This is a genomic window from Pseudomonas sp. Sample_11, assembly GCF_004307505.1.
Lineage (GTDB): Bacteria > Pseudomonadota > Gammaproteobacteria > Pseudomonadales > Pseudomonadaceae > Aquipseudomonas > Aquipseudomonas atacamensis.
The window spans coordinates 173,861-194,872 of record NZ_RCOD01000096.1; the positions used below are offsets into that span (position 1 = coordinate 173,861).

At 57.5% G+C, this 21,012-nt stretch carries 20 protein-coding genes; 14 read left to right on the forward strand and 6 right to left on the reverse strand.

Features of this window, described 5'->3' with window-relative positions:
- Window positions 1-366 precede the first annotated feature (366 nt).
- From D8U60_RS25525 to D8U60_RS25570, 10 genes are all read left to right on the forward strand, one after another.
- Entirely contained in the window at window positions 367-882 is a 516-nt protein-coding gene (locus D8U60_RS25525) for a DoxX family protein (RefSeq protein WP_130901235.1), read from the forward strand.
- A 61-nt stretch (window positions 883-943) separates the two neighbouring features.
- A complete protein-coding gene (locus D8U60_RS25530) occupies window positions 944-1,363 on the forward strand; it encodes an organic hydroperoxide resistance protein (protein WP_130901236.1) in 420 nt (139 codons plus the stop codon).
- A gap of 112 nt (window positions 1,364-1,475) precedes the next feature.
- The gene (locus D8U60_RS25535; protein WP_130901237.1) at window positions 1,476-2,360 is read left to right on the forward strand and encodes a DUF692 domain-containing protein; all 885 of its coding nucleotides are present in this window, start codon (window positions 1,476-1,478) and stop codon (window positions 2,358-2,360) included.
- Window positions 2,353-3,144 carry a putative DNA-binding domain-containing protein gene (locus D8U60_RS25540; RefSeq protein ID WP_130901238.1) on the forward strand — a complete coding sequence of 264 codons (792 nt, stop codon included), beginning with the start codon at window positions 2,353-2,355 and terminating at the stop codon, window positions 3,142-3,144. Before D8U60_RS25535 ends, D8U60_RS25540 begins: the two co-directional genes overlap by 8 nt.
- Before the next feature lie 252 nt (window positions 3,145-3,396).
- Window positions 3,397-3,864 carry a hypothetical protein gene (locus D8U60_RS25545; protein ID WP_130901239.1) on the forward strand — a complete coding sequence of 156 codons (468 nt, stop codon included), beginning with the start codon at window positions 3,397-3,399 and terminating at the stop codon, window positions 3,862-3,864.
- 204 nt (window positions 3,865-4,068) lie between these two features.
- Window positions 4,069-4,284, forward strand: coding sequence for a 4-oxalocrotonate tautomerase family protein (locus D8U60_RS25550; RefSeq protein ID WP_016774741.1), 216 nt, complete (start codon window positions 4,069-4,071; stop codon window positions 4,282-4,284).
- Entirely contained in the window at window positions 4,281-4,937 is a 657-nt protein-coding gene (locus tag D8U60_RS25555) for a DsbA family oxidoreductase (RefSeq protein ID WP_130901240.1), read from the forward strand. Before D8U60_RS25550 ends, D8U60_RS25555 begins: the two co-directional genes overlap by 4 nt.
- Before the next feature lie 98 nt (window positions 4,938-5,035).
- A complete protein-coding gene (locus D8U60_RS25560) occupies window positions 5,036-6,064 on the forward strand; it encodes a D-cysteine desulfhydrase family protein (RefSeq protein ID WP_123442471.1) in 1,029 nt (342 codons plus the stop codon).
- Between the two features lie 84 nt (window positions 6,065-6,148).
- Window positions 6,149-6,778 (forward strand): isochorismatase family cysteine hydrolase, encoded by a 630-nt coding sequence (locus tag D8U60_RS25565; protein ID WP_041480352.1) that lies wholly within the window; start codon window positions 6,149-6,151, stop codon window positions 6,776-6,778.
- A 5-nt stretch (window positions 6,779-6,783) separates the two neighbouring features.
- Window positions 6,784-8,349 carry an aldehyde dehydrogenase (NADP(+)) gene (locus tag D8U60_RS25570; protein WP_122698267.1) on the forward strand — a complete coding sequence of 522 codons (1,566 nt, stop codon included), beginning with the start codon at window positions 6,784-6,786 and terminating at the stop codon, window positions 8,347-8,349.
- Between the two features lie 104 nt (window positions 8,350-8,453).
- On the opposite strand, the gene D8U60_RS25575 is transcribed toward D8U60_RS25570, so the two are convergent.
- The gene (locus tag D8U60_RS25575; protein WP_122698266.1) at window positions 8,454-9,335 is read right to left on the reverse strand and encodes a LysR family transcriptional regulator; all 882 of its coding nucleotides are present in this window, start codon (window positions 9,333-9,335) and stop codon (window positions 8,454-8,456) included.
- Window positions 9,336-9,443: 108 nt separating this feature from the next.
- Between D8U60_RS25575 and D8U60_RS25580 the strand changes: the two genes are divergently transcribed.
- On the forward strand, window positions 9,444-10,445 hold the full coding sequence (locus D8U60_RS25580; RefSeq protein ID WP_130901241.1) for a zinc-dependent alcohol dehydrogenase family protein: 1,002 nt from the start codon (window positions 9,444-9,446) through the stop codon (window positions 10,443-10,445).
- A 232-nt stretch (window positions 10,446-10,677) separates the two neighbouring features.
- Here D8U60_RS25580 and D8U60_RS25585 read toward each other — a convergent pair whose 3' ends face one another.
- From D8U60_RS25585 to D8U60_RS25605, 5 genes are all read right to left on the reverse strand, one after another.
- Complete coding sequence (locus D8U60_RS25585) at window positions 10,678-12,573, reverse strand: amidohydrolase (protein ID WP_223631322.1); 1,896 nt, start codon at window positions 12,571-12,573, stop codon at window positions 10,678-10,680.
- Window positions 12,574-12,872: 299 nt separating this feature from the next.
- Window positions 12,873-13,565, reverse strand: a complete 693-nt coding sequence (locus D8U60_RS25590) for a hydrolase (RefSeq protein WP_071172469.1) — start codon at window positions 13,563-13,565, stop codon at window positions 12,873-12,875.
- 233 nt (window positions 13,566-13,798) lie between these two features.
- Window positions 13,799-14,377, reverse strand: a complete 579-nt coding sequence (locus D8U60_RS25595) for a nuclear transport factor 2 family protein (RefSeq protein WP_016774755.1) — start codon at window positions 14,375-14,377, stop codon at window positions 13,799-13,801.
- A 298-nt stretch (window positions 14,378-14,675) separates the two neighbouring features.
- Window positions 14,676-16,388 carry a sigma-54-dependent Fis family transcriptional regulator gene (locus D8U60_RS25600; protein ID WP_071172470.1) on the reverse strand — a complete coding sequence of 571 codons (1,713 nt, stop codon included), beginning with the start codon at window positions 16,386-16,388 and terminating at the stop codon, window positions 14,676-14,678.
- A gap of 380 nt (window positions 16,389-16,768) precedes the next feature.
- Entirely contained in the window at window positions 16,769-17,419 is a 651-nt protein-coding gene (locus D8U60_RS25605) for a hydrolase (RefSeq protein ID WP_071172471.1), read from the reverse strand.
- A gap of 503 nt (window positions 17,420-17,922) precedes the next feature.
- Between D8U60_RS25605 and D8U60_RS25610 the strand changes: the two genes are divergently transcribed.
- From D8U60_RS25610 to D8U60_RS25620, 3 genes are all read left to right on the forward strand, one after another.
- Window positions 17,923-18,819 (forward strand): LysR family transcriptional regulator, encoded by an 897-nt coding sequence (locus D8U60_RS25610; RefSeq protein WP_016774759.1) that lies wholly within the window; start codon window positions 17,923-17,925, stop codon window positions 18,817-18,819.
- A 322-nt stretch (window positions 18,820-19,141) separates the two neighbouring features.
- Window positions 19,142-19,882, forward strand: a complete 741-nt coding sequence (locus D8U60_RS25615) for an SDR family oxidoreductase (RefSeq protein WP_122692570.1) — start codon at window positions 19,142-19,144, stop codon at window positions 19,880-19,882.
- A gap of 95 nt (window positions 19,883-19,977) precedes the next feature.
- Complete coding sequence (locus tag D8U60_RS25620) at window positions 19,978-20,871, forward strand: LysR family transcriptional regulator (protein ID WP_122706226.1); 894 nt, start codon at window positions 19,978-19,980, stop codon at window positions 20,869-20,871.
- The last annotated feature ends 141 nt before the right edge of the window (window positions 20,872-21,012 follow it).

A 21,012-nucleotide genomic window follows, 5' to 3' on the forward strand; every position in this document is an offset into this window, starting at 1 on the left:
GACCAGCACACCGCTGCTACAACTGACCAATCCTCGGGACATTTCTCTGCCAATACAGATTATTGGCGGGCAGAAAATGACTACGCCCCGCCAGAAATCCTCCCGCCAGTCACCGGCAGAACGCAGCCGATCGTATATCCCAACTCCAAAATAGCGCCTTCGACAGGTATCGCTCTGTATCCAAGTGTGTACGGACGCAAACACGTTACACAACATTGATCTTCCCGCCCCCTCAGACACAAGCGAGATACACCAGCACGATGAACTGCGCCCACGGCCAGCGCAGTGCTCCTGTGCCTGACAGCTGTCATTGGGAGCACCTGAACGGCTTCCACTTTCTTGACGACAAGTCGGAGGATTAAACCCATGCAAACAAACGCGTTATCGGTCTTGAATCGGCTGCAACTTAATCTCGATCGCGCTGGGGACTGGATCGCTCCTTTAAGCCTGCGCGTTTTTCTGGCCTGGGAGTTTTTTGAAGCGGGATGGGAAAAGTGGAACGGTGAGAACTGGTTCCCCAGCATTCAAGGGGCCTTTCCTTTTCCCTTCAATCATCTGCCGGCTACGTTCAATTGGCAGTTATCCATGTGGGCAGAACTGCTCTGTTCCATTGCTTTGCTTGTAGGCCTGGGAACACGTCTTTCGGCACTGATCCTCATAGTGGTCACCGTCGTGGCAACTGCCGCAGTTCACTGGCCAGCACACTGGTCGACGTTGAGCGAACTGGCTATGGGGTACTCCATCAGCAACAAAGGCTACGGCAATTTCAAGCTGCCGTTGATCTATCTCGTCGCACTTCTGCCACTGGTATTCACAGGCGCCGGCAAGCTGAGCCTGGATGCATTCATCGGTCGGTATCTCAAGCGTTTGAATGCACGCTGAGTGTTATCGCGTCACCAAGGTTATCGCTCTCAACCCCCGCTAGTGAATCAGGAATTTCACCATGACCCATATTGATAAAGTGCTGTACACCGGCAAAGTCCATACCTCCTCGGGTGGTCGCAATGGCACCGCCGTCAGTGACGACGGCCGACTGGATATAAAGCTGTCGTCGCCTGGCACTTCTGGCGCCGGTACCAACCCAGAGCAGTTGTTCGCCGCGGGTTGGTCGGCCTGTTTTATCGGTGCAATGGGACTAGCGGCGAGCAAGCTGAAAGTCACCCTCCCGGTTGACCTTGCCGTCGACGCCGAAGTCGATCTAGGCACAACCGATGGTGCGTATTTCCTCCAGGCTTGCCTCAACGTCTCCCTTCCCGGGCTGGATCGCAACGTTGCTCAAGACCTGATCGACACCGCACACCAGACATGCCCGTACTCCAAAGCGACGCGGAACAACATCAACGTGGTGATCAACCTCGTTTGAGCAGAACCGTGGCGGGTTTCAATCACCCGATTCACACCTCCCGGCTGCCAGCGGTAACCGTGGAGGTGCTGTGGATCGGGGGTTCCAGACGTCGAATCGGAGTATTGAGCTCATGCAAACGAACACATCATCATCAACACAATTCGCTCCACAGCTCTCCCTTGAGGCGACCGTCGGGCTGGGATTGCGCCGTGCGCTGCTCTACACGCTTCGTGACGCTCCGGTCGGTGATTTCGATTTTCTGGAGGTTGCTCCAGAGAACTGGATCGGCATCGGTGGCGCTCATGGTGAGGCCTTGCAGTTGCTAGCTGAACGCTACCCGCTGTCATGCCATGGCCTGTCACTGTCGCTGGGTGGCAGTGCACCGCTGGACGAATCTTTTCTTGAGCAAGTCCGCGGGTTTCTTGATCGCTTCAACGTGCCGTTTTATAGCGAACACCTGAGTTACTGCAGTGACGATGGCCATTTATACGACCTGCTGCCGTTGCCATTCACTGAGGAAGCCGTTCATCACGTTGCTGCGCGCATCCGCCGTGCACAGGACATTCTCGGTCGTCGTCTTGCTGTAGAAAATGTCTCCTACTACGCCGCTGCTCATCAGGACATGGACGAACTCACTTTTACCAATGCAGTGCTCCGCGAGGCCGATTGCGACCTGTTGCTCGACGTTAACAATGTGTACGTCAACTCGGTGAACCACCGCTTCGATCCAGCAGTTTTCCTCGCCGGCCTGGAACCAGAACGCGTAACCGCCATGCATGTGGCTGGCCATTACGACGAAGCTGATGACCTGATCATCGACACCCATGGTGCGTCGGTCAAACCGGTAGTCTGGTCATTGCTGGGCCAGGCTTATGACCTTTTCGGCGTGAAGCCAACCCTGCTGGAGCGCGATTTCAACTTTCCGTCCTACGACGAACTGGTGGCTGAGCTGAACACCATCAGGCGCTTGCAACGCGACGCCAATGCTTTGGTGCGGGTGACCGTCGATGGCTGACTCCCCTTCAAGCCTGCACAGTCAGCAGCTCGCACTGACCCGGTACCTGCGTGACCCGGACAGTTATGCGCCACCTGCGCAGATGAATCCCGAGAGAGCGCAGGTCTATCTCAACTTGGTGTTGAACAATCTGTTGGGGTTGCTGGGTGGGACGTTTCCGGTGCTGGTTGCCGTGCTGGGTGATGCCGGTTGGCGTGCACTGGTACGACGTTTTTTGCGTGATTACCGCGCGCAAACGCCACGCTTCGGAGAAATTGCCCGTGAGTTTGTAGACTTCGTAGCGAGCCTGGAAGACTCGCCCGGCCACGAACACCCCTGGTACCCGTTCTTGCCTGAATTGGCTCATTACGAGTGGGTGGAAATGGCGCTGCAACAGTTGGACGCTGCGCCGTTAAAGGCCAGTGATGCGGCGCATTTACTCGACCGTCCCCTCAGGCTCTCCCCGCTCGTCTGGCCGCTGGCTTACACCTGGGCCGTACATCGTCTCGCGCCAGGCCACTTGCCTTCTGAACCGCCAGAACAACCGACGTTGCTGCTGATCAGCCGTGTGCCGAGTGGCCAGGTCCAATTTTCCCAGGTCAGCCCTCTCGCGTTCCGTTTGTTGCAGCGGATCGAGCAGTTCCCTGACATGGATGGTCGAGCGCAGTTGCACGCTTTGGCTGCGGAGGCTGGTGCTTCAGACGTGACCGGCTTCGTCGCTGACGCACTGGTGCTGCTGCGCCAGTTGCATGCGCAAGCTGCCGTCGGCGTAGCCGCGACACCCGTTTTAAAGCTGTTGTCCTGAGTGACGCGCAAAGGCTGAGGTCGGTTTTTGTATCTCTATGTACCCAAACGCTAAGTCTTGGGATTGGCTTACAAATGCTCCGCTCGCCGATACATCGCCGATACATGACTCCCGCTAAATAGGCCTACCCGAACAAGGACGCTGTATCGAAGTGGAAGACGCTTGCGCCTTTCGCCTCGAACTTCCTTGAGGGTCTATCCGCCCTGTGGCATGAACCGCGGCCTGGCCGCGCAAAGCATCTGGAGAAGCACTATGTACCGTAAATCAATGTCGAACAAAACCAGTCTTGGCCTGGCCGCAATTGCTTTAGCCGGTGGCATGAGCCTGGCATCGTCTGCGGCATTCGCTGTAGAGCCATTGCCTCAAGGCTACCAACTGGCATCGGCCGATAAAACCGGCGAAGGCAAGTGTGGCGAAGGCAAATGCGGGGCCAGCGAAGCCAGCGACAAGTCCGCTACTGCCGAGGGCAAGTGCGGTGAAGGCAAATGTGGCGACGACTCTTTCGCTCGCACAGACACCGACCATGATGGCCTCGTCTCTCTTAAAGAACTGCTGGCTGTGGCACCGCAGGGCGGTGAAGAATTCAAAGCGATGGACACCAACCACGATGGTTTTCTTTCGGAAGGTGAGGTCTACAAGTTCAGAACCAATCAGTACATTTCCAACGGCAAGAAAGTACCCACCGAGCTATTTACCCGCATGAGCAAAGCGCAGAACTGATTCCTCTCGCCGTAGCACTCGCCCTCCCCGCGCCTGCAGCCAGGGAGGGCGATTTAACTTCTGCAAAGCCCTCAGCTGTATTGATTACATCGCGTTATAAGTGATGTTCTCCGCCCCTGATTTATCCCCTGAACGCAACACTCTAAAGTCCATCCCACTGCTCCCCTCATCATGTCGATGGGGCGCCTACTGGAGACTTATCCCATGCCTTTCATCAGCGTTCGTATCACTCGCGACGGCGTCACCAAAGAACAGAAATCTCAAGTCATCGCCGAGATCACCAAAACCATGCAAACCGTCCTCAACAAGGACCCGCACCTCACCCATATCGTTATTGAAGAGGTCGACACCGACAACTGGGGCTATGCCGGAATTACCACCACCGAGTACCGCCAACAACTGACGGAGTCGAAGAAATGACTTTCCCCGTCAGTATCGACTTTGTGTCGGATGTCGTGTGCCCCTGGTGCGCACTCGGCGCCACAGCGCTGGAACAAGCCATCGCGAATGTTGCCGGCGAGGTTGCCGTGGAGCTGACCTTCAAGCCCTTCGAACTGAACCCGGACATGCCGGCCGAGGGCGAGCACGCCATCAAGCACATGATGCGCAAATACGGGCGCAGCGCCGAAGAAGTCGCCTCGCGCAATGAAATGATCGTCGCGCGTGGCAAAGCCATCGGCTTTCAGTTCGACCTGGACAAGCGCAGCCATTTCTACAACACCTTCGATGCCCATCGCCTTCTGCTCTGGGCCGTGCAGGAAGGCCGCCAGGTCGCGCTGAAGAAAATCCTGATCAAGGCCTATTTCAGCAATGGCGAGAACCCCAGCGACCACGAAACATTGGTGCGCCTGGCCGCTGAAGCGGGACTTTCAACCACCCGCGCCCGAGAGATTTTGGCCAGCGAGGCGTTCGCTCTCGAAGTCCGTGAACTTGAGAGCTTTTACCTTGAACGCGGGATTAACCCGGTCCCGGCCATGGTACTGAACGGTCGCCAGTTGGTGTCCGGATCGCTATCCGTCAAGGAGTACGAAGAAATTCTCAGGCAAGTGGCACGAGAGTCCGCCCCGGCCTGACAAAGCGACTTAACTGCAATACCAGTTATTAACCATTTGGCCGGGGCCTTGGTGAAGTGACCGCCCCACTTCCTTTCATCAACGTCAAGTGAACCGTCATGCCTCACGACTTGAATCAACTGGAAACTGCGCTGGCTGCTTACCCCCGAGTGGCGCTGCTGGAAGGCCCGACACCGATTCAGAAGCTGTCCCGCCTGAGCCGGGCAGCCGAGCTGCATGGCTGCAATCTGTACGTCAAACGCGATGACCTGATGGGCCTCGGCGGTGGTGGCAACAAACTGCGCAAACTCGAATTCCTGCTTGGCGAAGCATTGGCCGAAGGCGCCGACACACTGGTTACCTGGGGCGGTTTTCAATCCAATCACGCCCGGTTGACCGCCGCCGTCGCGGCCCACCACGGCTTGGCCTGCGAGCTTATCCTGACCCCGTCGGCGGTGCGCAGCGATGACGATTTTTGTCATAACGGCAACGTATTGCTCAATGGCCTGTTTGGCGCAAAGGTTCATCGACTGCTGCGGGGTTTGACGCCGGACAGCTACGCTGGAGAATTGCTCAGCACGCTCAGAAGCCAAGGCAAAAAACCCTTCCTCATACCATTGGGCGGCTCCAGCCCCAGGGGCAGTCTGGGCTACGCCGCTTGTGCGGGAGAGATTCTCCGCCAGGCGGACGCGCTCGGCGTTCACTTCGAGCGGATCATCATCCCCAATGGCAGCGCCGGAACCCATTCAGGACTGCAAGCAGGTCTGGCACTCGCTCGATCATCAACCGAAGTTATCGGCTATTCGGTATTGGCAACTGAGGAGCAGGCCACGGCGGCGACCCTGAGCAAAACTCGGGAAACCTTGCAGCTCCTGGACCCGTCCGCAACCCTTGTGGAAAGCGCAATCACTGTGGATGGCAGTCAACGTGGCGACGCCTATGGCGCCCCCACCGAATCGATGCTCGAAGCGGTCCGGCTGCTGGCCTCCGTTGAGGGTTTGCTGACGGATCCGGTCTACGGTGGCAAGGCCTTCGCCGGGTTGCTCGCTGCCGTGCGCCAAGGCGACTACCCGGCGGGAAGCAATCTACTGTTTGTGATGACCGGCGGCTTGCCTGGCCTCTTTGCCTACCGCAGCGCCTTCAACTGACTTGAGCTTTTTCGTCGTCATAAAAAACTGATGCCCGGGCGAGCCCACGGCATCGGTCACTCAACTTGCGTGGAGTACATAGTCATGTCGAACGCCCCTTATCCGCTGAACCGCACCGCTTATCTGCTGGTCGATCCGTACAACGATTTTCTCTCGGAAAACGGCAAGGTCTTCCCCTTGATCAAGCCGATTGCCGAACAGGTCGGGCTGCTCGACAACCTGCGAGCCCTCGATCGCGCCGTACGAGCGCAGAACATTCCAGTGGTCATCGTGCCGCACCACCGTTGGGAACATGGCGACTACGAAGGCTGGGACCATCCAACACCGACCCAGTGCAAAATCATGCACATGCACCACTTCGCACGTGGTGAATGGGGCGGCGAATGGCATCCCGATTTCGCGCCGAAGGACGGCGACATTGTCGTGCAGGAACATTGGGGCTCCAGCGGCTTTGCCAATACCGACCTTGATTTTCGCCTGAAGCAGAAAGGCATCACCCACGTCATCATCGTCGGCCTGCTCGCAAACACCTGCATCGAAGCGACCGCCCGCTACGCCTCGGAATTGGGCTACCACGTCACGCTGGTGCGCGATGCGACCGCCGCTTTCCGCGCGGAAATGATGCACGCCGCCCACGAGTTGAACGGGCCGACCTTCGCTCACTCAATTGTCACCACCCAGGAACTGATTGAAGCGCTGGCAGTGCAGGAGTAATGGCGATGTACCTCACAGGACAGTTGATCATCGGCGCAAACGACGTCGCGGCCACTGCCGGCACGATGAAGGCGCTCAACCCCGCCACTCAGGAATGGATCGAACCGGACTTTGCCCTGGGCGACGCGGCGCACGTGCATCAGGCTGCAGTGCTCGCGGACGAGGCGTTCGACAGTTACAGCCACACCTCGCTGAGCCAACGGGCGGCGTTTCTGCATAGCATCGCCGATAACCTGGAAAGTGTGCGTTCAGAACTGGCATCACGCGCCGCACTCGAAACGGGCTTGCCCCAGGTGCAGCTCGAAGGTGAAGTGAACCGCGCAGCCACGCAGTTTCGCCAGTTTGGCGAGGTGGTGCGTCAAGGCCGCTTTCTGCAACTGGCGATCGACCCAGCGCAGCCTGAACGTCAGCCGCGCCCGCGCATGGACCATAGGCTGCAAAAAATCGCCATCGGCCCGGTGGCAATTTTCGGCGCCAGTAACTTTCCGATTGCCTACTCGGTTGCCGGTGGCGACACCGCGTCGGCACTGGCCGCCGGCGCAACCGTGATCCTCAAGGCGCACAACGCGCATCCCGGCGCCTCGGAAATCCAGGCCCGTGCGATCCGTCAGGCGGTGCAGGAGCACGGCTTGCACGAGGGGGTGTTCTCAATGGTGCGGGGCGCCGGTAATACGATCGGCGAAGCGCTGGTCGATCATCCGCTGATCAAGGCGGTGACTTTCACCGGTTCGGAACACGGCGGCATGGCTTTGTATCGCCGCGCGCAACGTCGCCCGGCCCCGATTCCGGTCTTCACCGAAATGACCAGCGTCAATCCAACCTTCATTCTGCCCGCCGCGCTCGCTGTGCGGGGTGGACAAATTGGCGACGGGTTCATCGAGCGCATGCTGGTCAATGTCGGCCAGGCCTGCCTGCGCCCTGCCCTTTTGATCGCGATCAAAGGCCCCGGTCTCGAAACGCTGCGCAGCGCCATGGTGAAACGCGTAAGCGAAGCCGCCGCACGGACGATGTTGACGCCCGGCATTCACGCCTCCTATCTAGACGGGCTGAAGCTCATGGAACGTGCCGGCGCGCGTCGCATCGCGCAAGGGGGTGCAAGCCATGCGGACTTCGACGGTCAGTCGGCGCTGCTCGAGGTCGACGGCGTAAGGTTTCTGAGCGAACCGTTGCTGGCCCAGGAAGTGTTCGGGCCGTCAGCGCTGCTCGTGAGCGTCGACGACGAAGCACAATTGCTGGCCGTAGCGCGCTCACTCCAGGGGCAACTCAGCGCGGCCCTGCACTTGGAAAACAGCGACCTTGCACTGGCCAGGCGACTGCTGCCGGTGCTGGAGCGGCGCACCGGGCGCATTGTCGTCAACGCCTTTGCTCACCCGCAGGAAGTCAACTACGCCACCGTCCACGGCGGCCCGTTTCCCGCGACCTCCGACAGCCGCTTCACCTCGGTGGGCATGAGCTCGATCGAGCGCTTCCTGCGACCTGTCGCTTATCAGGGCTTCCCGGATGTGCTGCTGCCTGAAGCACTGCGCGAGGCTAATCCGCTGCAACTGCCGCGTCTGATTGACGGCCAATAAGAGCTTGTCAGGGATCAGCTCGAGTCACCTGTCCGTGACGACTTCAGTGGCAGGAAAAATTCGCTGATGGATCCATGTAGATCCGTCTTCCGAGCGAAACGCTGCTACAACAATTGCTCGCGTAGAAAATCGATGAACGCCATCGTCCGCGCTGAACGTCGCCGCTCGCGGCTGAGTACGGCGCTGACAGGCAGCGCGCTGGTCTGATAGTTGTCGAGGACGGTACTCACCCTGCCCTGCTCGACGTCAGCTGTGAACAGCCATTGCGGAGAGAGGGAAATACCCAGGCCGGAGAGCACCATTTCGCGGATGGCCTCGCTGCTGTTGCTGGTGACGTTGCCCTGAATGGCTACATCGAGTTCTTCGGCGCTGTGGGTAAAGTGCCAACGGTCGTAATGCTCCAGCAACGTGAAGCCGATGCAGTTGTGATCGGACAGTTCGCTTGGCTCACGTGGCACGCCGTGCAGAGCCAGGTAAGCGGGCGCGGCATAGACACGCCGTGGGCTATTGCCCAGTGGCAGTGCCACCAATCCCTCGCTCTTCACCGCGCCAATGCGAATAGCCAGATCGATGTTTTCCTTGAGCAGGTCTTCATTGTGGTCACTCAGCCGCAGGTCAATCCGCACATCAGGATGGCGTTGCAGGAAAGTCCCTATGAGCGGTGCGATGCATAACCTTCCATAACTGACCGGGGCGGCGACTCGTAAAGGGCCGGCAATCTGCTCCTGGCCACTGGTGAAGCTTCGCGTGGCAGTTTCGACGTGGCCGAGAATTTCCTGGCAGTGGTCGTAGAAGCGTTGACCTTGGTCGGTCAGGGCCAGGTGCCGAGTGCTGCGTGCGAACAGTGGCCCACCCAGATACTGCTCCAGCGCGCGCACTTGCTTACTCACTGCCGGCTGCCCCACGTTCAGTTCACGGGCGACCGCCGAGAAAGACCCGCGCTCCACGACGCGAACAAAGACATGCATGCTGTCGAACAGATCCATCGACGATTGGTTCTCTTTGGGGAATAAGTCATATGCACATTGGGTTTCTTATCGGAATGATTAAAGCGCGGCAATCTGTAAGCGTCCATCCCAACACAGGTTCCCGTCATGAAACATTCCATGCTTGCCGCCATCGCCGAGTCCGCTCAATCCCCTCTGGCCATCCGTCACATCGACCGCCCTGTTCCCGGTAAGGGGCAAGTACTGGTCAAGGTTCACGCCGCAGGGGTCAATCCGCTCGATACCAAAATTGCCGCCGGCGCAGGGGCTCACGCCCGCCAAACGCTGCCGGCCGTGCTCGGCCTTGATCTTGCCGGTACGGTGGTCGAAACGGGCGAAGCGGTCGAGGGGTTCACCCCGGGTCAGGAAGTCTTCGGCATGCCCGGCGGGATCGGCGGTGCCCAAGGCACCATGGCCGAGTACATTGCCGTGGATGCCCGCCTGATCGCGGTCAAGCCACACACCCTCAGCATGCGTGAGGCGGCTGCATTGCCTTTGGTATTCATCACCGCGTGGGAAGGTCTGGTCGATCACGCCAATGTCCGCTCCGGTCAGCGTGTCCTGATTCATGGGGGCGCGGGCGGGGTCGGCCAAGTGGCTGTGCAACTGGCCAAGGCACGCGGTGCCGATGTCTACGCCACCGGTTCGGCGGGCAGTCTCGACTTCATACGCTCGCTGGGGGCTACGGCGATCGACTATCAGGCACAGAGCGTTGAGGATTATGTCGAGCACTACACCGCCGGCGAAGGGTTCGACATTGTCTACGACACCGTCGGCGGCAGCACGCTGGATGCATCATTCAAAGCCGTGAAAGCCTATACCGGGCACGTGCTGAGCTGCCTGGGCTGGGGCCAGCACAGCCTGGCACCGTTATCGTTCAAAAGTGCCACCTACTCGGGGGTTTTCACTCTGGCTCCGCTGCTCACCGGCAAAGGACGCGACCATCACGGCGCTATCCTGCGCGAGGCCGCTGCGCTGGCCAATGCGGGTCAACTGACAATCCGCGTGGATCAACAGCACTTTGCGCCGCACGACGTCAACGAGGCATTTCGCCAAGTCGCCGAAGGCCGCGGCAGGGGCAAGACGGTGATCGAGTTTGTGGCTGCATAGTTCCTTGTAATCTCTTTAGAGCGCACTCGGCCAAAAGCGTGCGCAATGGTCCGCAACGTCCTCGCCGCCATTCTCCCAGCCAAAAGCGTCAAACACGTAGCACCCCACGAGTTGAACGGGCCGACCGTCGCTCATTCAATCGTGACCACCCAAGAATTGATTGACGCGCTGGCAGTGCAGGAGTAATGGCCGATGACCCTCATAGGATAGCTGATCGATCACCGGCCCATTTCTACACGGCCCAACAGGAGCAGCCCAAGGCACCAAAAAAACTTCGGGGGTCCGATACTGGAGCATTGGATCCCCATGCACCGGCATGATCGTGACCGTGCAGGCCGCAAAAGCTTGCGCAGCCGCACGAGGCCGCGACTTGGGCGCGCAGCGGAGCCAGCGAGTTTCTGCCTGCTCCGTCTGGGTCTCCCCAAGCGCCATAACCTTTAAAGGTACGCGTCGGCGACCAGTCAGGCATGGCGGGCGGTAGCGGGTTGTCGTCAAACCTGGCGAATTGGCCGGCCCCGTAAACCACGCGCCCGCCAACCACGGTCATATCGGCGGTAAGAAATGAAATCTCGTCTTCAGGCACAGAGAAGTAGTCCTTACTTGGCACAATCAGGTCAGCAAAGTGACCGGTCTGGATGCGACCACGTTTGCCCTCTTCGTTAGAAAACCAGGCGACATTCTCTGTCCACATCCGCAACGCCGCTTCGCGATCAAGCAGGTTTCGTTGAGGGTACAGATTCAGACCGCCCACCGTTTTACCGGTTACCATCCAGGATAGGGAAACCCAGGGGTTGTAGGAGGCAACCCGGGTGGCATCGGTGCCTGCAGACACTTTCACCCCTTTTTCCAGTATGCGCGCTACGGGCGGGGTCGCTTGCGCCGCACGGGCGCCGTAGCGCTCGACGAAGTACTCCCCCTGATAAGCCATACGATGTTGTACAGCGATGCCACCGCCGAGCGCGGCGATACGGTCGATTGATTTGTCCGAGATGGTTTCGGCATGATCAAAGAACCAATTGATGCCAGCGAGGGGGATGTCCTCGTTGACCTTCTCAAATACATCCAGCGCTCGGGTAATGGTTTCGTCGTAGGTGGCATGCAACCGCCACGGCCATCGGTTCTCTGCGAGGATGCGCACAACTTCCTCCAGTTCTCCCTCCATCTCGGGCTGCAGGTCCGGTCGCGGCTGGCGAAAATCTTCGAAGTCGGCAGCGGAAAACACCAACATTTCGCCCGCGCCGTTGTGACGGAAGTAGTCGTTTCCTTGCTTGTACTTAACGCTGGAGGTCCACTTGAGGAAATCCTCCTTCTCTTCCTTGGGTTTCTGAGTGAACAGGTTGTAAGCCAACCTGACCGTCATTTGCCCATCGTTGTCCAACTTCTGGATCACTGCGTAATCGTCGGGATAGTTTTGGAAACCGCCGCCCGCATCAATAACCCCTGTCACACCCAAGCGATTGAGCTCGCGCATGAAATGGCGAGTGGAGTTGACCTGATAGTCGAAGGGCAACTTCGGTCCCTTGGCCAACGTGGCGTAAAGGATCGTCGCGTTGGGCGTGGCCAACAGCAGGCCCGTAGGCGCACCATTGGCATCGCGGTAAATTTTCCCGCCTGGTGGCTCGGGGGTATCTCGGGTGTAGCCGACCGCGCGCAAGGCCGCACCATTGAGCAAGGCCCGGTCATAGAGATGCAGAAGAAATACAGGTGTATCGGGCGCGATCGCATTGATCTCGGCTATGGTTGGCAAACGCTTTTCAGCGAACTGGTGTTCAGTGAAGCCACCTACCACGCGAACCCACTGCGGTGCTGGTGTGTTAGCCACTTGGCGCTTGAGCATGTCCATGGCGTCAGCCAGTGAACGCACACCGTCCCAGCGCAATTCCAGATTGTAGTTAAGGCCGCCGCGGACCATGTGGGTATGGTTATCGACTAAGCCAGGGAGCACACAACGGCGCTTGAGGTCGACAACTTTTGTGGCTGAGCCAGCCAGCGCCAGGACTTCCTGGTCTGACCCTACAGCCAGAAACTTGCCGTCTTTGATTGCAACGGCGTGGGCGACTGGGTTGGCGCGATCCAGTGTAGTGATCTCGCCATTGTGGAAAATGATGTCCGGAATGGAATCGGTCATATTCGGCCCTTCCCTACTTAGAGTTTCGGAAAAAGCGCTGCGTCCAAAGACACCCCCTAACGCTAAGGTGGAGGCGGCCTGGAGAAGTTTTCGGCGCGATGTCATAGGTAGAGGCCTCACAGATATAAAGCCCGTTTCCAGGGCCTTCAGGGAATAGCGAACCTTGCGAACCGGTTACTCACGTCTGACTGGACTTTTAAACTGCATACATCCTCATGCTCCACCTCGTGTTTTGGACAATAACGCCGATGGGTGGAGCTATCGCGTCAGCCCTGCGCGACAGCTCTTGCATAACGGATTTATTTAGCAGGGTTTGGACCGATGTGCTCGCCATGTTGCACCCGCTCAGGCGCCTTATGCACCATGGTGTAGGCATAATCCACACCCATCCCGTAGGCGCCGGAATGTTCCTGCACGATCCCCATCACGGCTTCATAGGTCTCCTTGCGCGCCCAATCCCGCTGCCATTCGAGCAGCACCTGCTGCCAGGTAACCGGTACGATACCGGCCTGAATCATGCGGTCCATGGCGTAGTTGTGCGCGTCGATCGAGGTGCCACCCGAGGCGTCGGCAACCATATAGATTTCATAGTCTGTATCGCGCAGGCAGGACAGTGCGAAGGTCGTGTTGCAGACCTCGGTCCACAGGCCGGATACGACGATCTTCTTACGGCCGGCAATGGCGGACTCTGCCAGGGCATCACGAACGTTTTGGTCATCCCAGGAGTTCATTGAAGTACGTTCGAGGATTTTGTTCTGCGGATATACCGCTAGCAACTCAGGGTATGTATTGCCAGAGAAACCCTCGGTTTCCACAGTCGTGATGGTGGTAGGTATGCCGAACGCTTTGGCAGCCTTGGCCAACCCCACGACATTATTTTTCAGCACCTGCCGATCTATCGACTGCACACCAAAGGCCATTTGGGGCTGGTGGTCGATGAAAATCACTTGGCTGTTTTGCGGGGTCAGTATTTCTAAGTACTTGTTGGACATGGCGGATTTCCTTTGGTAAGTAGAGCAATACGAAAGCGGCGTTATGCGTGGCTGCGCAAGCAGAACGCTACCCGTCCTGGTAGGGCTAAAAGCCACTTTCCGGACGAGTTCAGGGGTGCCGAAAAGCCCCTTGAATTTACGAATGCAGCATTGTTCAGCCGCGTTCGCGGGGTTCAGTTAAATGCCCGAAAAACGCTTGCCAAGCTGCTTTTGCAAGTGCACATCATCTGCGGCTAATTCGCGCCCACCTTGAAGGGAAGTGCATCTTTGGATGTCTTCACGGTCCATGAACCGGACTGCCGGAACGAACTGGCAGACGCGTAGGTATCTTCCATGAACTGGAAATAGGTCATCTTTCCATCCTGAACTTTCGCATGGATGGAAAACGGTGATGTGAACAGATGTCCGACCGCCACGGAGCGGTAGGTGAACTTACCGAAAATCGCGACATCTTCGCCGGAAGCGATTTTGGTAGTAATCGTAAAGTCTTCGATTTTCCAGTAGTTTGAGACCTGCAAAAACAAAGAGCTAAAGGCTTTGGGACCTTTGTTTGTGCCGGTCCACGGCATGATTTTTCTGAGTTCTGGATTGTCAAAGTTTAGAGAAACATAGGTGGCGTCTGGAGCTGCCAACCTCATTGCCGCGGCTTCGACTTTATCGGGTGCGGTATTGGCCAGGAATTCCACGACAACCGCTAGTGAAGCAGCAGATTGCGCTTCAGTAGCTGACTGCGCCGACGCTGGAGTGATTGTTACTAACCATGAGGCGAGCGCCATTGCTGCAGTGATCAATTTGATGCTTCGAGTATTCATGAACTCTCCATTTATGAGTACGATTTTGCGATTCGCGGTCTTCCAACCCATGTTGCAAATTGCTACGCGTCGAAAAGCGACAATTGGTACTGGAGCAAGGGCTATGCCAATTTTATAAAACTTATATAAATCGATATTTATCAATGACATATAACTTAATGTGATGTCGCGAGTATCGGGCTCGGAGTTTATCGAAGGGCTTGTTTGATCATTTGATGAAGTCTCGGCGAGGTTTTGTTGATTTGATCAATCCAGCTCAAGCGTGGTCCACGGTGAACCGCCAGGCGGCCACGCAAAGTCACTCAAGACTCTCGTCATGCAACAAGCCGCTTTTCTTCAGGCGATAGGCCAGTGCCGGCCGGGTCAACCCGAGCATGCGAGCGGCTTGCGAGACGTTTTGGTGTGAAAGCTCCATGGCGCGGCGCATCAGCCGTTCTTCCACAGCATCCAGGCTGATGTTTTTATCAAAGATCTGCGTAACCCAATCGGGACAAGGTTCTTCACCGCCAGCCTGAACTAACGCGCCATCAGAGTTGAGACGATCACCGTGCGAATCGTCTGTTTTTGGGAAGACTGCAAAGAGTGCATCCTGGCCTATGGTCTCGTTGCTGTCGGTCAGGATGACGCCACGCTCAATCGTATTTTCCAATTCGCGAATATTCCCCGGCCAGGCGTAGCGGCGACACAATTCAAGAGCTTTGTCTGATAAACCCAGCGTTCGCTTGTGATATTGCAAGTGAAATTTGCTTATAAAGTGCTCGGCCAGCAGTGGCAGATCTTCAAGTCGCTCGCGCAGTGGGGGAATCTGCACCGGAAACACATTCAAGCGGTAATAAAGATCGGCGCGAAACCGGCCCGCTTCGACGGCGTCGGCGAGGCTTTCATTGGTAGCAGCGATGACTCGCACATTGATCTTGCGGGTTCGGGAATCGCCTACCCGTTCCAGTTCACCCTCTTGCAGTACCCGAAGTAATGTCGCCTGCGCTCTGGGCGTCAGCTCCACCACCTCGTCTAGAAAAATCGTCCCTCCGTTGGCCCGTTCAAAGCGTCCTGGGCGGGTTTGATTGGCGCCGGTAAAAGCGCCTTTCTCAACACCAAACAATTCGGCTTCAATCAGGTCCTGAGGAATGGCAGCGCAGTTCACTGCGACAAACGCTTGCTCGGCGCGATCACTGCGCAGATGCACGCTCCGTGCGATGACCTCCTTGCCGACGCCAGTTTCTCCGAGCAGCAGGACGGAAATTTTTCCTTTGGCAGCCTTGTCGATCATCTTGCATACCTTCAAATAGGCAGGCGAGCGCCCTACTCCATAGAATTGAGCTTCCTGCTTCTCCAGGCTTCTACGCAGAGAGCTGATCTGTGATTGCAGTTCATACAGCTCCTCGATGATTGGGTCGGCTTGAAAGTACTGTCTGAATTCTGCGGCGTTCTCCCATTCCTCGGCAGGTTTACCAATAATGATGCAGCGCTCATCCCCGCATCCGCGACAGGTCGTTTCTTGGATGATGATTTCGCGTTTCATGAATGAAGAACTGTACGCACAGGCGTAGCCCAACAAAGACCAACAGACTGGTTCCTCCATCAGGCCGACTTCAGTCAGGCAAGTCTCGACCTCAAAGGAGTCAATCCATTCGAGCTCGCAATAAAAATGGCCGCTCTCCTGATCCAGCTCTAACTGAATGGGTTTCGCATTGACCATACCTTTGAGGGAATGCAGTTGCGGGCCGACCAGAAACATCTGCAACTGCGGACTGTCTGGTCTGAGCTTGCGGGCCATTTCCGCATCCTTGAGTCCAGACTGGTAGCCAAGGCGCAAGAAGAACCCCTTGGCGCGGTCGACGCCGAGGCTATTGATGAGTTCACGGCGAAAATTAGCCATCGCCGATACCTGCATCAACAACATGCGCTGCTCGCCAAACCAGATCTTGCCTTCCGTGCTTTGAAAACGAACCTGGTCGCTCAGGTCGTGAAAGCCGGAATAGTGGAGCTCAGGGTTGTAACTGACAGCCATTGAGAGAGACCTCGATTATTGTTTTGAGCGGTCTTGATCAAGCTGTGGCGCCGAGTGAAAGCACCGAAACAATCGATCGCGATATGAAGGGATTTTAGTGCATTGCTACGCAGAGCCAGCGGGCCTCCCGATGCAAAGACATGACGGTGCACGGGCTTCGCGGGCAGATGAAGGCAGTTACCAAGCGCCAAAGTCAGCCAGGCTTAATGTTGGTGATCTGGCCCGAGCCGGCCATGTGCTGTGTTGGACTAGGTATTGGTCATTCGCAATATCCCAGCAGATTGCGAATGCACGCCTTCAGTATCGGCCGTCGATGAACGCGGGAATGGGGCGCCTCCCTGGCAAAGCGGTACTTCACTGGCCCCTCACTCCCGTGCTGATCAACCTTCAGCGGGTACCGGCGTGTCGAGCAATTGCTGCTCCCACAGATAAGCAATGCCGCTACCTGCAGCATGCTGGAGAAGCACATCGGTTACAGCGCCTGCCGTATCGAGGCGTGCCCAGTCGCGTTGCCATTCAGCCATGACTGCCAACCAGGTCATGACATTTGCCCCGGCGCCGACCATGCGTTGGATGGCGACTTGATGGGCTTCGACCGAAACGCCACCGCACGCGTCGGTGACCACGGTAACGTCCCAGCCCTCGCCTAGTGCTTGAATCGCTGGCATGGCGACGCAGACCTCAGTCCACAGGCCAGCCAGGACCAATTGCTTGCGGCCTGTTGCCTTGACCGCGTCCACTACTTTCTTGTCTTCCCAAGTATTGATGAGCGTTCGGTCAATCACCTCCTGACCGGGGAAAACGTCGGTGATTTGCGGAAAGATCCAACCGCCACGCTCGGCAATCACACTGGTCAGAATGGTCGGGACGTTAAACGCCTTCGCAGCCTTCGCCAATGCTGTCGCACAGTTGACCGCTGCGTGCGGATCGTGGCTATTGAGATTGGTGAGTTGAAAAGGCTGGTGGTCGATCAACACAAGTACGGAGTCTTCTGGACGAAGAAGCGAAGCAAGACCGTTACGAAAAGCCATTAATCCATCCTCTTGTTGCCGTGGGTTGGCACGTTTATTTGCGGGATCAGTTTCCGTGCAGCGCGCCTTATGAGCGGCGATGCCTCATGCACTGTGCAGCGCCCTCAAACCTTCGGGTAGTAGCAGCGAATGACTAACTGTGTCGCGCAATGAGGAACGCCACGGTTTTTGCTGCAATTCTCTGGCGATGGCTTCACGGCTTCATGACGACGCGCCCCAGCGGTTTGCTTCGCTCCGCGAAGTCATGCGCAGCAGCCTGCGATAGGGTAAAGGCCCGTTCAATGACAACCCGTATACGCTCCCGCAATACATCCTGTAGCAGCTTGTCGACACTCGCACGCACTGCCGGCCGCTCGAAAAGCGGCCCCATGTACGCACAGATCAGGACGTCCCCGGGAACCGCTATTGGCGCCAAGGCGCGAACTCCGTAATGTGCAGTTCAGATGTACGTTCTGGTAGTCGCATTCCGTGCGTAGCTGCGTGGCAAAAAAAGGAACGTGGAAATGGATATAGAAGAGCTTGAAACCTTTGTAGAAGTGGCCGATGCCGGCGGCATTTCCCGTGCGGCAACGCGCCTGGGCACGTCGAAATCTATCGTCAGTCGCCGGCTTGCCCGCCTGGAAGCAGAGCTGGGCGTGCAACTGATGGCGCGTACCACCCGCGGTGCGGCCCTTACCGAAGCTGGGGCGACCTTCCGCGACTACGCCGCCAGAATATGCGCTGAGGCCGAGTCGGCACGCGATGCGATCTTGCCTTCCGGCGAGCTTTGTGGCCGCCTGCGGATCGCCGCGCCCCTGACTTTGGGGCCAATACATTTCGCGCCGATCCTCGCGGAAATGGCCAGGCGTCACCCACAGCTTCATGTGCAAACGAACTACACCGATCGTTTCGTTGACCTCATCGCCGAGGGGTATGACTGCGCGATACGGGTGGGCTACCTGCCCGATTCCAACATGATCGCCCGGTGTATCGGACCGATCTTTGGCCAATTGGTGGCAAGCCCCGTCTATATCAAGGCGCATGGAGCGCCCGAAACACCCGACGAAGTCGTCAGCCACCAAGCACTGATGCAAGGCAATGAATCGTGGTCATTCATGGATGGTGACACGATGGTTACGGTGCGCCCGCAGGGAACGTTCAAAGCCGACAATGGCACCGCATTGCTGGCCGCAGCTTTGGCCGGCATCGGCATTGCCTGGTTACCTGACTGGGTCACGCATGAGCATTTGGCGAGCGGCGCACTTGTAGCGATCATGACGGATTATCCGCCGCCTCCAGCAGGCGCTTATGTAGTTCGACCGCCAGGCCAGCACCCTGCGCGAAAGATAAGGGTGCTCACCGAATTGCTGCTTGAATACTGCGACCAGGCGGCACATATTCCTGAGTCGCCACAGAGCTGAAAGACCCGATTGCAAGCTCCCTTAGAGTGAGTCCTGAAAGCAAAGTATGGATACCAGGCTTACTTATTGATCCATCAGAGCTATCGCGGCAATACGTCCAGTCCTGATCAGCGCACCCGAATATTTCTCCAAAGTTTCATTCCTCACTCGCGAATAACGCCAACACCCGGTTGGATGTTCCGATTTGTGCGACACAGTAATACAACCCACGAGACTACAAACCAAGGAACTGGATCCCTAATATCCGCCCCCGTATCGGCACGCTTGCACCATCCCTGGTGAATGCGCGCGGCCAAATAACTGCATGCCAGACAGGTGAGTAATGATCGATTTGGAAGGAAAACGTGCGTTGGTGACGGGAGGAGCTCGCGGGATCGGCGCCGCTATCGCAGTGGCACTGGCAGAGAATGGCGCCGATGTTGCGTTCACCTACCAGCAGTCGACGGAAAAAGCTGAGGCAGTGGCCAAATTCATCGCTGATAAAGGGCGTCGTGCTATCGCAATTCAAGCCGACAGTGCCAACCCGCAAGCCATTGAATGCGCAGTCGCGCAGGCCATCTCGACGCTGGGCGGCCTCGATATTCTCGTCAATAGCGCGGCTATCGGCTTGAACGGAATGATCGCCGACATTGATGTAGACGACTATCAAGCACTGATGGATATCAACGTGCGAGGCCCCGTCCTGTTCGCAAAGGCGGTCATCCCACATCTGCCCGCTGGCGGAAGAATCATCTCAATTGGCTCGGGACTGGCAGAGCGGGTGCCCTTTGCGGGTGTAACAGCCTATGCAATGTCCAAGTCGGCGTTGCTCGCATTCACCCGGGGTTTGTCGCGTGAACTCGGCCCCACCGGCATAACCGTTAATCTTGTTCAGCCGGGATCGGTCGACACCGACGCAAATCCAGCCGACGGCCCCGCCGGCGACTTTCAGCGGAGCCTGTCGTCCTTGGGACGTTTTGGCGAGCCTCGCGAGGTTGCGAGTGCGGTGGTCTATCTGGCCAGTCCTGCCGCGAGCCTGATCACTGGCGCCATCCTGACCGTGGACGGCGGTGCGATCGCTTGACTAACGCTCAGGCAGCTGTCCGCAGTGGACGCCTGCCATGGACTGTTGGTCAGGGGTTGAAACGCACTAATGGCCATTTGCAGAGGCAGGAAGCATTGGATATTGATGATCTTCGAACCTTCGTCGAGGTAGCCGACGCGGGTGGTGTTTCGTCGGCGGCCCGGCGACTGGGTGTTGCGAAATCGATAATAAGCCGCAGGCTTCTGAAGCTGGAAACCCAACTGGGTGTGCAGCTATTGGCCAGGACAACCCGTGGTGCTGCTGTCACCGAAGCGGGAGCCGCCTTGCGAGAGTATGCGGCGCGGATCGTCGCTGAGTTTGACGCGGCCAGGGACGCCATTGTTCCAGATGGAGACCTTCGAGGCCGCTTCCGGATCGCAGCACCGATCTCGTACGGCCCGACACATATTGCCCCCGTGCTTGCTGAAATGGGGCGACGCCACCCTCTCCTGCACATTCATGCAAGTTACAGCGATCGTATCGTCGATCTGATTGGCGAGGGCTTCGATTGTGCTATTCGGGTCGGCCATTTACAGAGCTCCAATTTCATCGCAAAGCGTGTGGGCAGCATTCACGGCAAACTCGTGGCAAGCCCAGGCTATGTGAGTACACATGGAGCGCCAGAGGCTCCCCACGAGATTCTTGCGCATGAATCTCTTATGCAAGGTGCGGAAACCTGGCGGTTTATGGATGGCCAAAAGTCCATCATGGTTAATCCCCAAGGGCGCTTCAAGGCTGACAATCCTGTCGCGCTCGCCGCGGCAGCCGTTGCAGGTCTGGGTCTTGGGTACCTTTCTGACAGCGTCATCGACGAGCACATCAAATCTGGCGCATTGGTGTCCGTCATGCACAGATATCCCCCTGTTCCGGCGGGTATTTACATTGTTCGCCCCCAAAGCCAGCACCCTGCGCGAAAGATACGGGTGCTGACGGACATGCTGGTCGATTGGTTCGCAGATGTGAGCCCGGGCAACGTCCTCTCCCTTTAGAAGGCACGCCACTCGGGACGGCGAGCGTTCAATCTATCCAATTGCCGGACGCATCTTCCACTCGTAGTTCCTGCACAACCATGCCATTCGCCTGCATGCAGGCGCTGAGCTGCGCATGTTTGCCTAAGATCAATCGCCTGA

Coding starts and splice junctions, on each gene's coding strand:
- D8U60_RS25525 (WP_130901235.1), top strand. CDS start 367: ATGCAAACAAACGCGTTATCGGTCTTGAATCGGCTGCAACTTAATCTC.
- D8U60_RS25530 (WP_130901236.1), top strand. CDS start 944: ATGACCCATATTGATAAAGTGCTGTACACCGGCAAAGTCCATACCTCC.
- D8U60_RS25535 (WP_130901237.1), top strand. CDS start 1,476: ATGCAAACGAACACATCATCATCAACACAATTCGCTCCACAGCTCTCC.
- D8U60_RS25540 (WP_130901238.1), top strand. CDS start 2,353: ATGGCTGACTCCCCTTCAAGCCTGCACAGTCAGCAGCTCGCACTGACC.
- D8U60_RS25545 (WP_130901239.1), top strand. CDS start 3,397: ATGTACCGTAAATCAATGTCGAACAAAACCAGTCTTGGCCTGGCCGCA.
- D8U60_RS25550 (WP_016774741.1), top strand. CDS start 4,069: ATGCCTTTCATCAGCGTTCGTATCACTCGCGACGGCGTCACCAAAGAA.
- D8U60_RS25555 (WP_130901240.1), top strand. CDS start 4,281: ATGACTTTCCCCGTCAGTATCGACTTTGTGTCGGATGTCGTGTGCCCC.
- D8U60_RS25560 (WP_123442471.1), top strand. CDS start 5,036: ATGCCTCACGACTTGAATCAACTGGAAACTGCGCTGGCTGCTTACCCC.
- D8U60_RS25565 (WP_041480352.1), top strand. CDS start 6,149: ATGTCGAACGCCCCTTATCCGCTGAACCGCACCGCTTATCTGCTGGTC.
- D8U60_RS25570 (WP_122698267.1), top strand. CDS start 6,784: ATGTACCTCACAGGACAGTTGATCATCGGCGCAAACGACGTCGCGGCC.
- D8U60_RS25575 (WP_122698266.1), bottom strand. CDS start 9,335: ATGGATCTGTTCGACAGCATGCATGTCTTTGTTCGCGTCGTGGAGCGC.
- D8U60_RS25580 (WP_130901241.1), top strand. CDS start 9,444: ATGAAACATTCCATGCTTGCCGCCATCGCCGAGTCCGCTCAATCCCCT.
- D8U60_RS25585 (WP_223631322.1), bottom strand. CDS start 12,573: ATGACCGATTCCATTCCGGACATCATTTTCCACAATGGCGAGATCACT.
- D8U60_RS25590 (WP_071172469.1), bottom strand. CDS start 13,565: ATGTCCAACAAGTACTTAGAAATACTGACCCCGCAAAACAGCCAAGTG.
- D8U60_RS25595 (WP_016774755.1), bottom strand. CDS start 14,377: ATGAATACTCGAAGCATCAAATTGATCACTGCAGCAATGGCGCTCGCC.
- D8U60_RS25600 (WP_071172470.1), bottom strand. CDS start 16,388: ATGGCTGTCAGTTACAACCCTGAGCTCCACTATTCCGGCTTTCACGAC.
- D8U60_RS25605 (WP_071172471.1), bottom strand. CDS start 17,419: ATGGCTTTTCGTAACGGTCTTGCTTCGCTTCTTCGTCCAGAAGACTCC.
- D8U60_RS25610 (WP_016774759.1), top strand. CDS start 17,923: ATGGATATAGAAGAGCTTGAAACCTTTGTAGAAGTGGCCGATGCCGGC.
- D8U60_RS25615 (WP_122692570.1), top strand. CDS start 19,142: ATGATCGATTTGGAAGGAAAACGTGCGTTGGTGACGGGAGGAGCTCGC.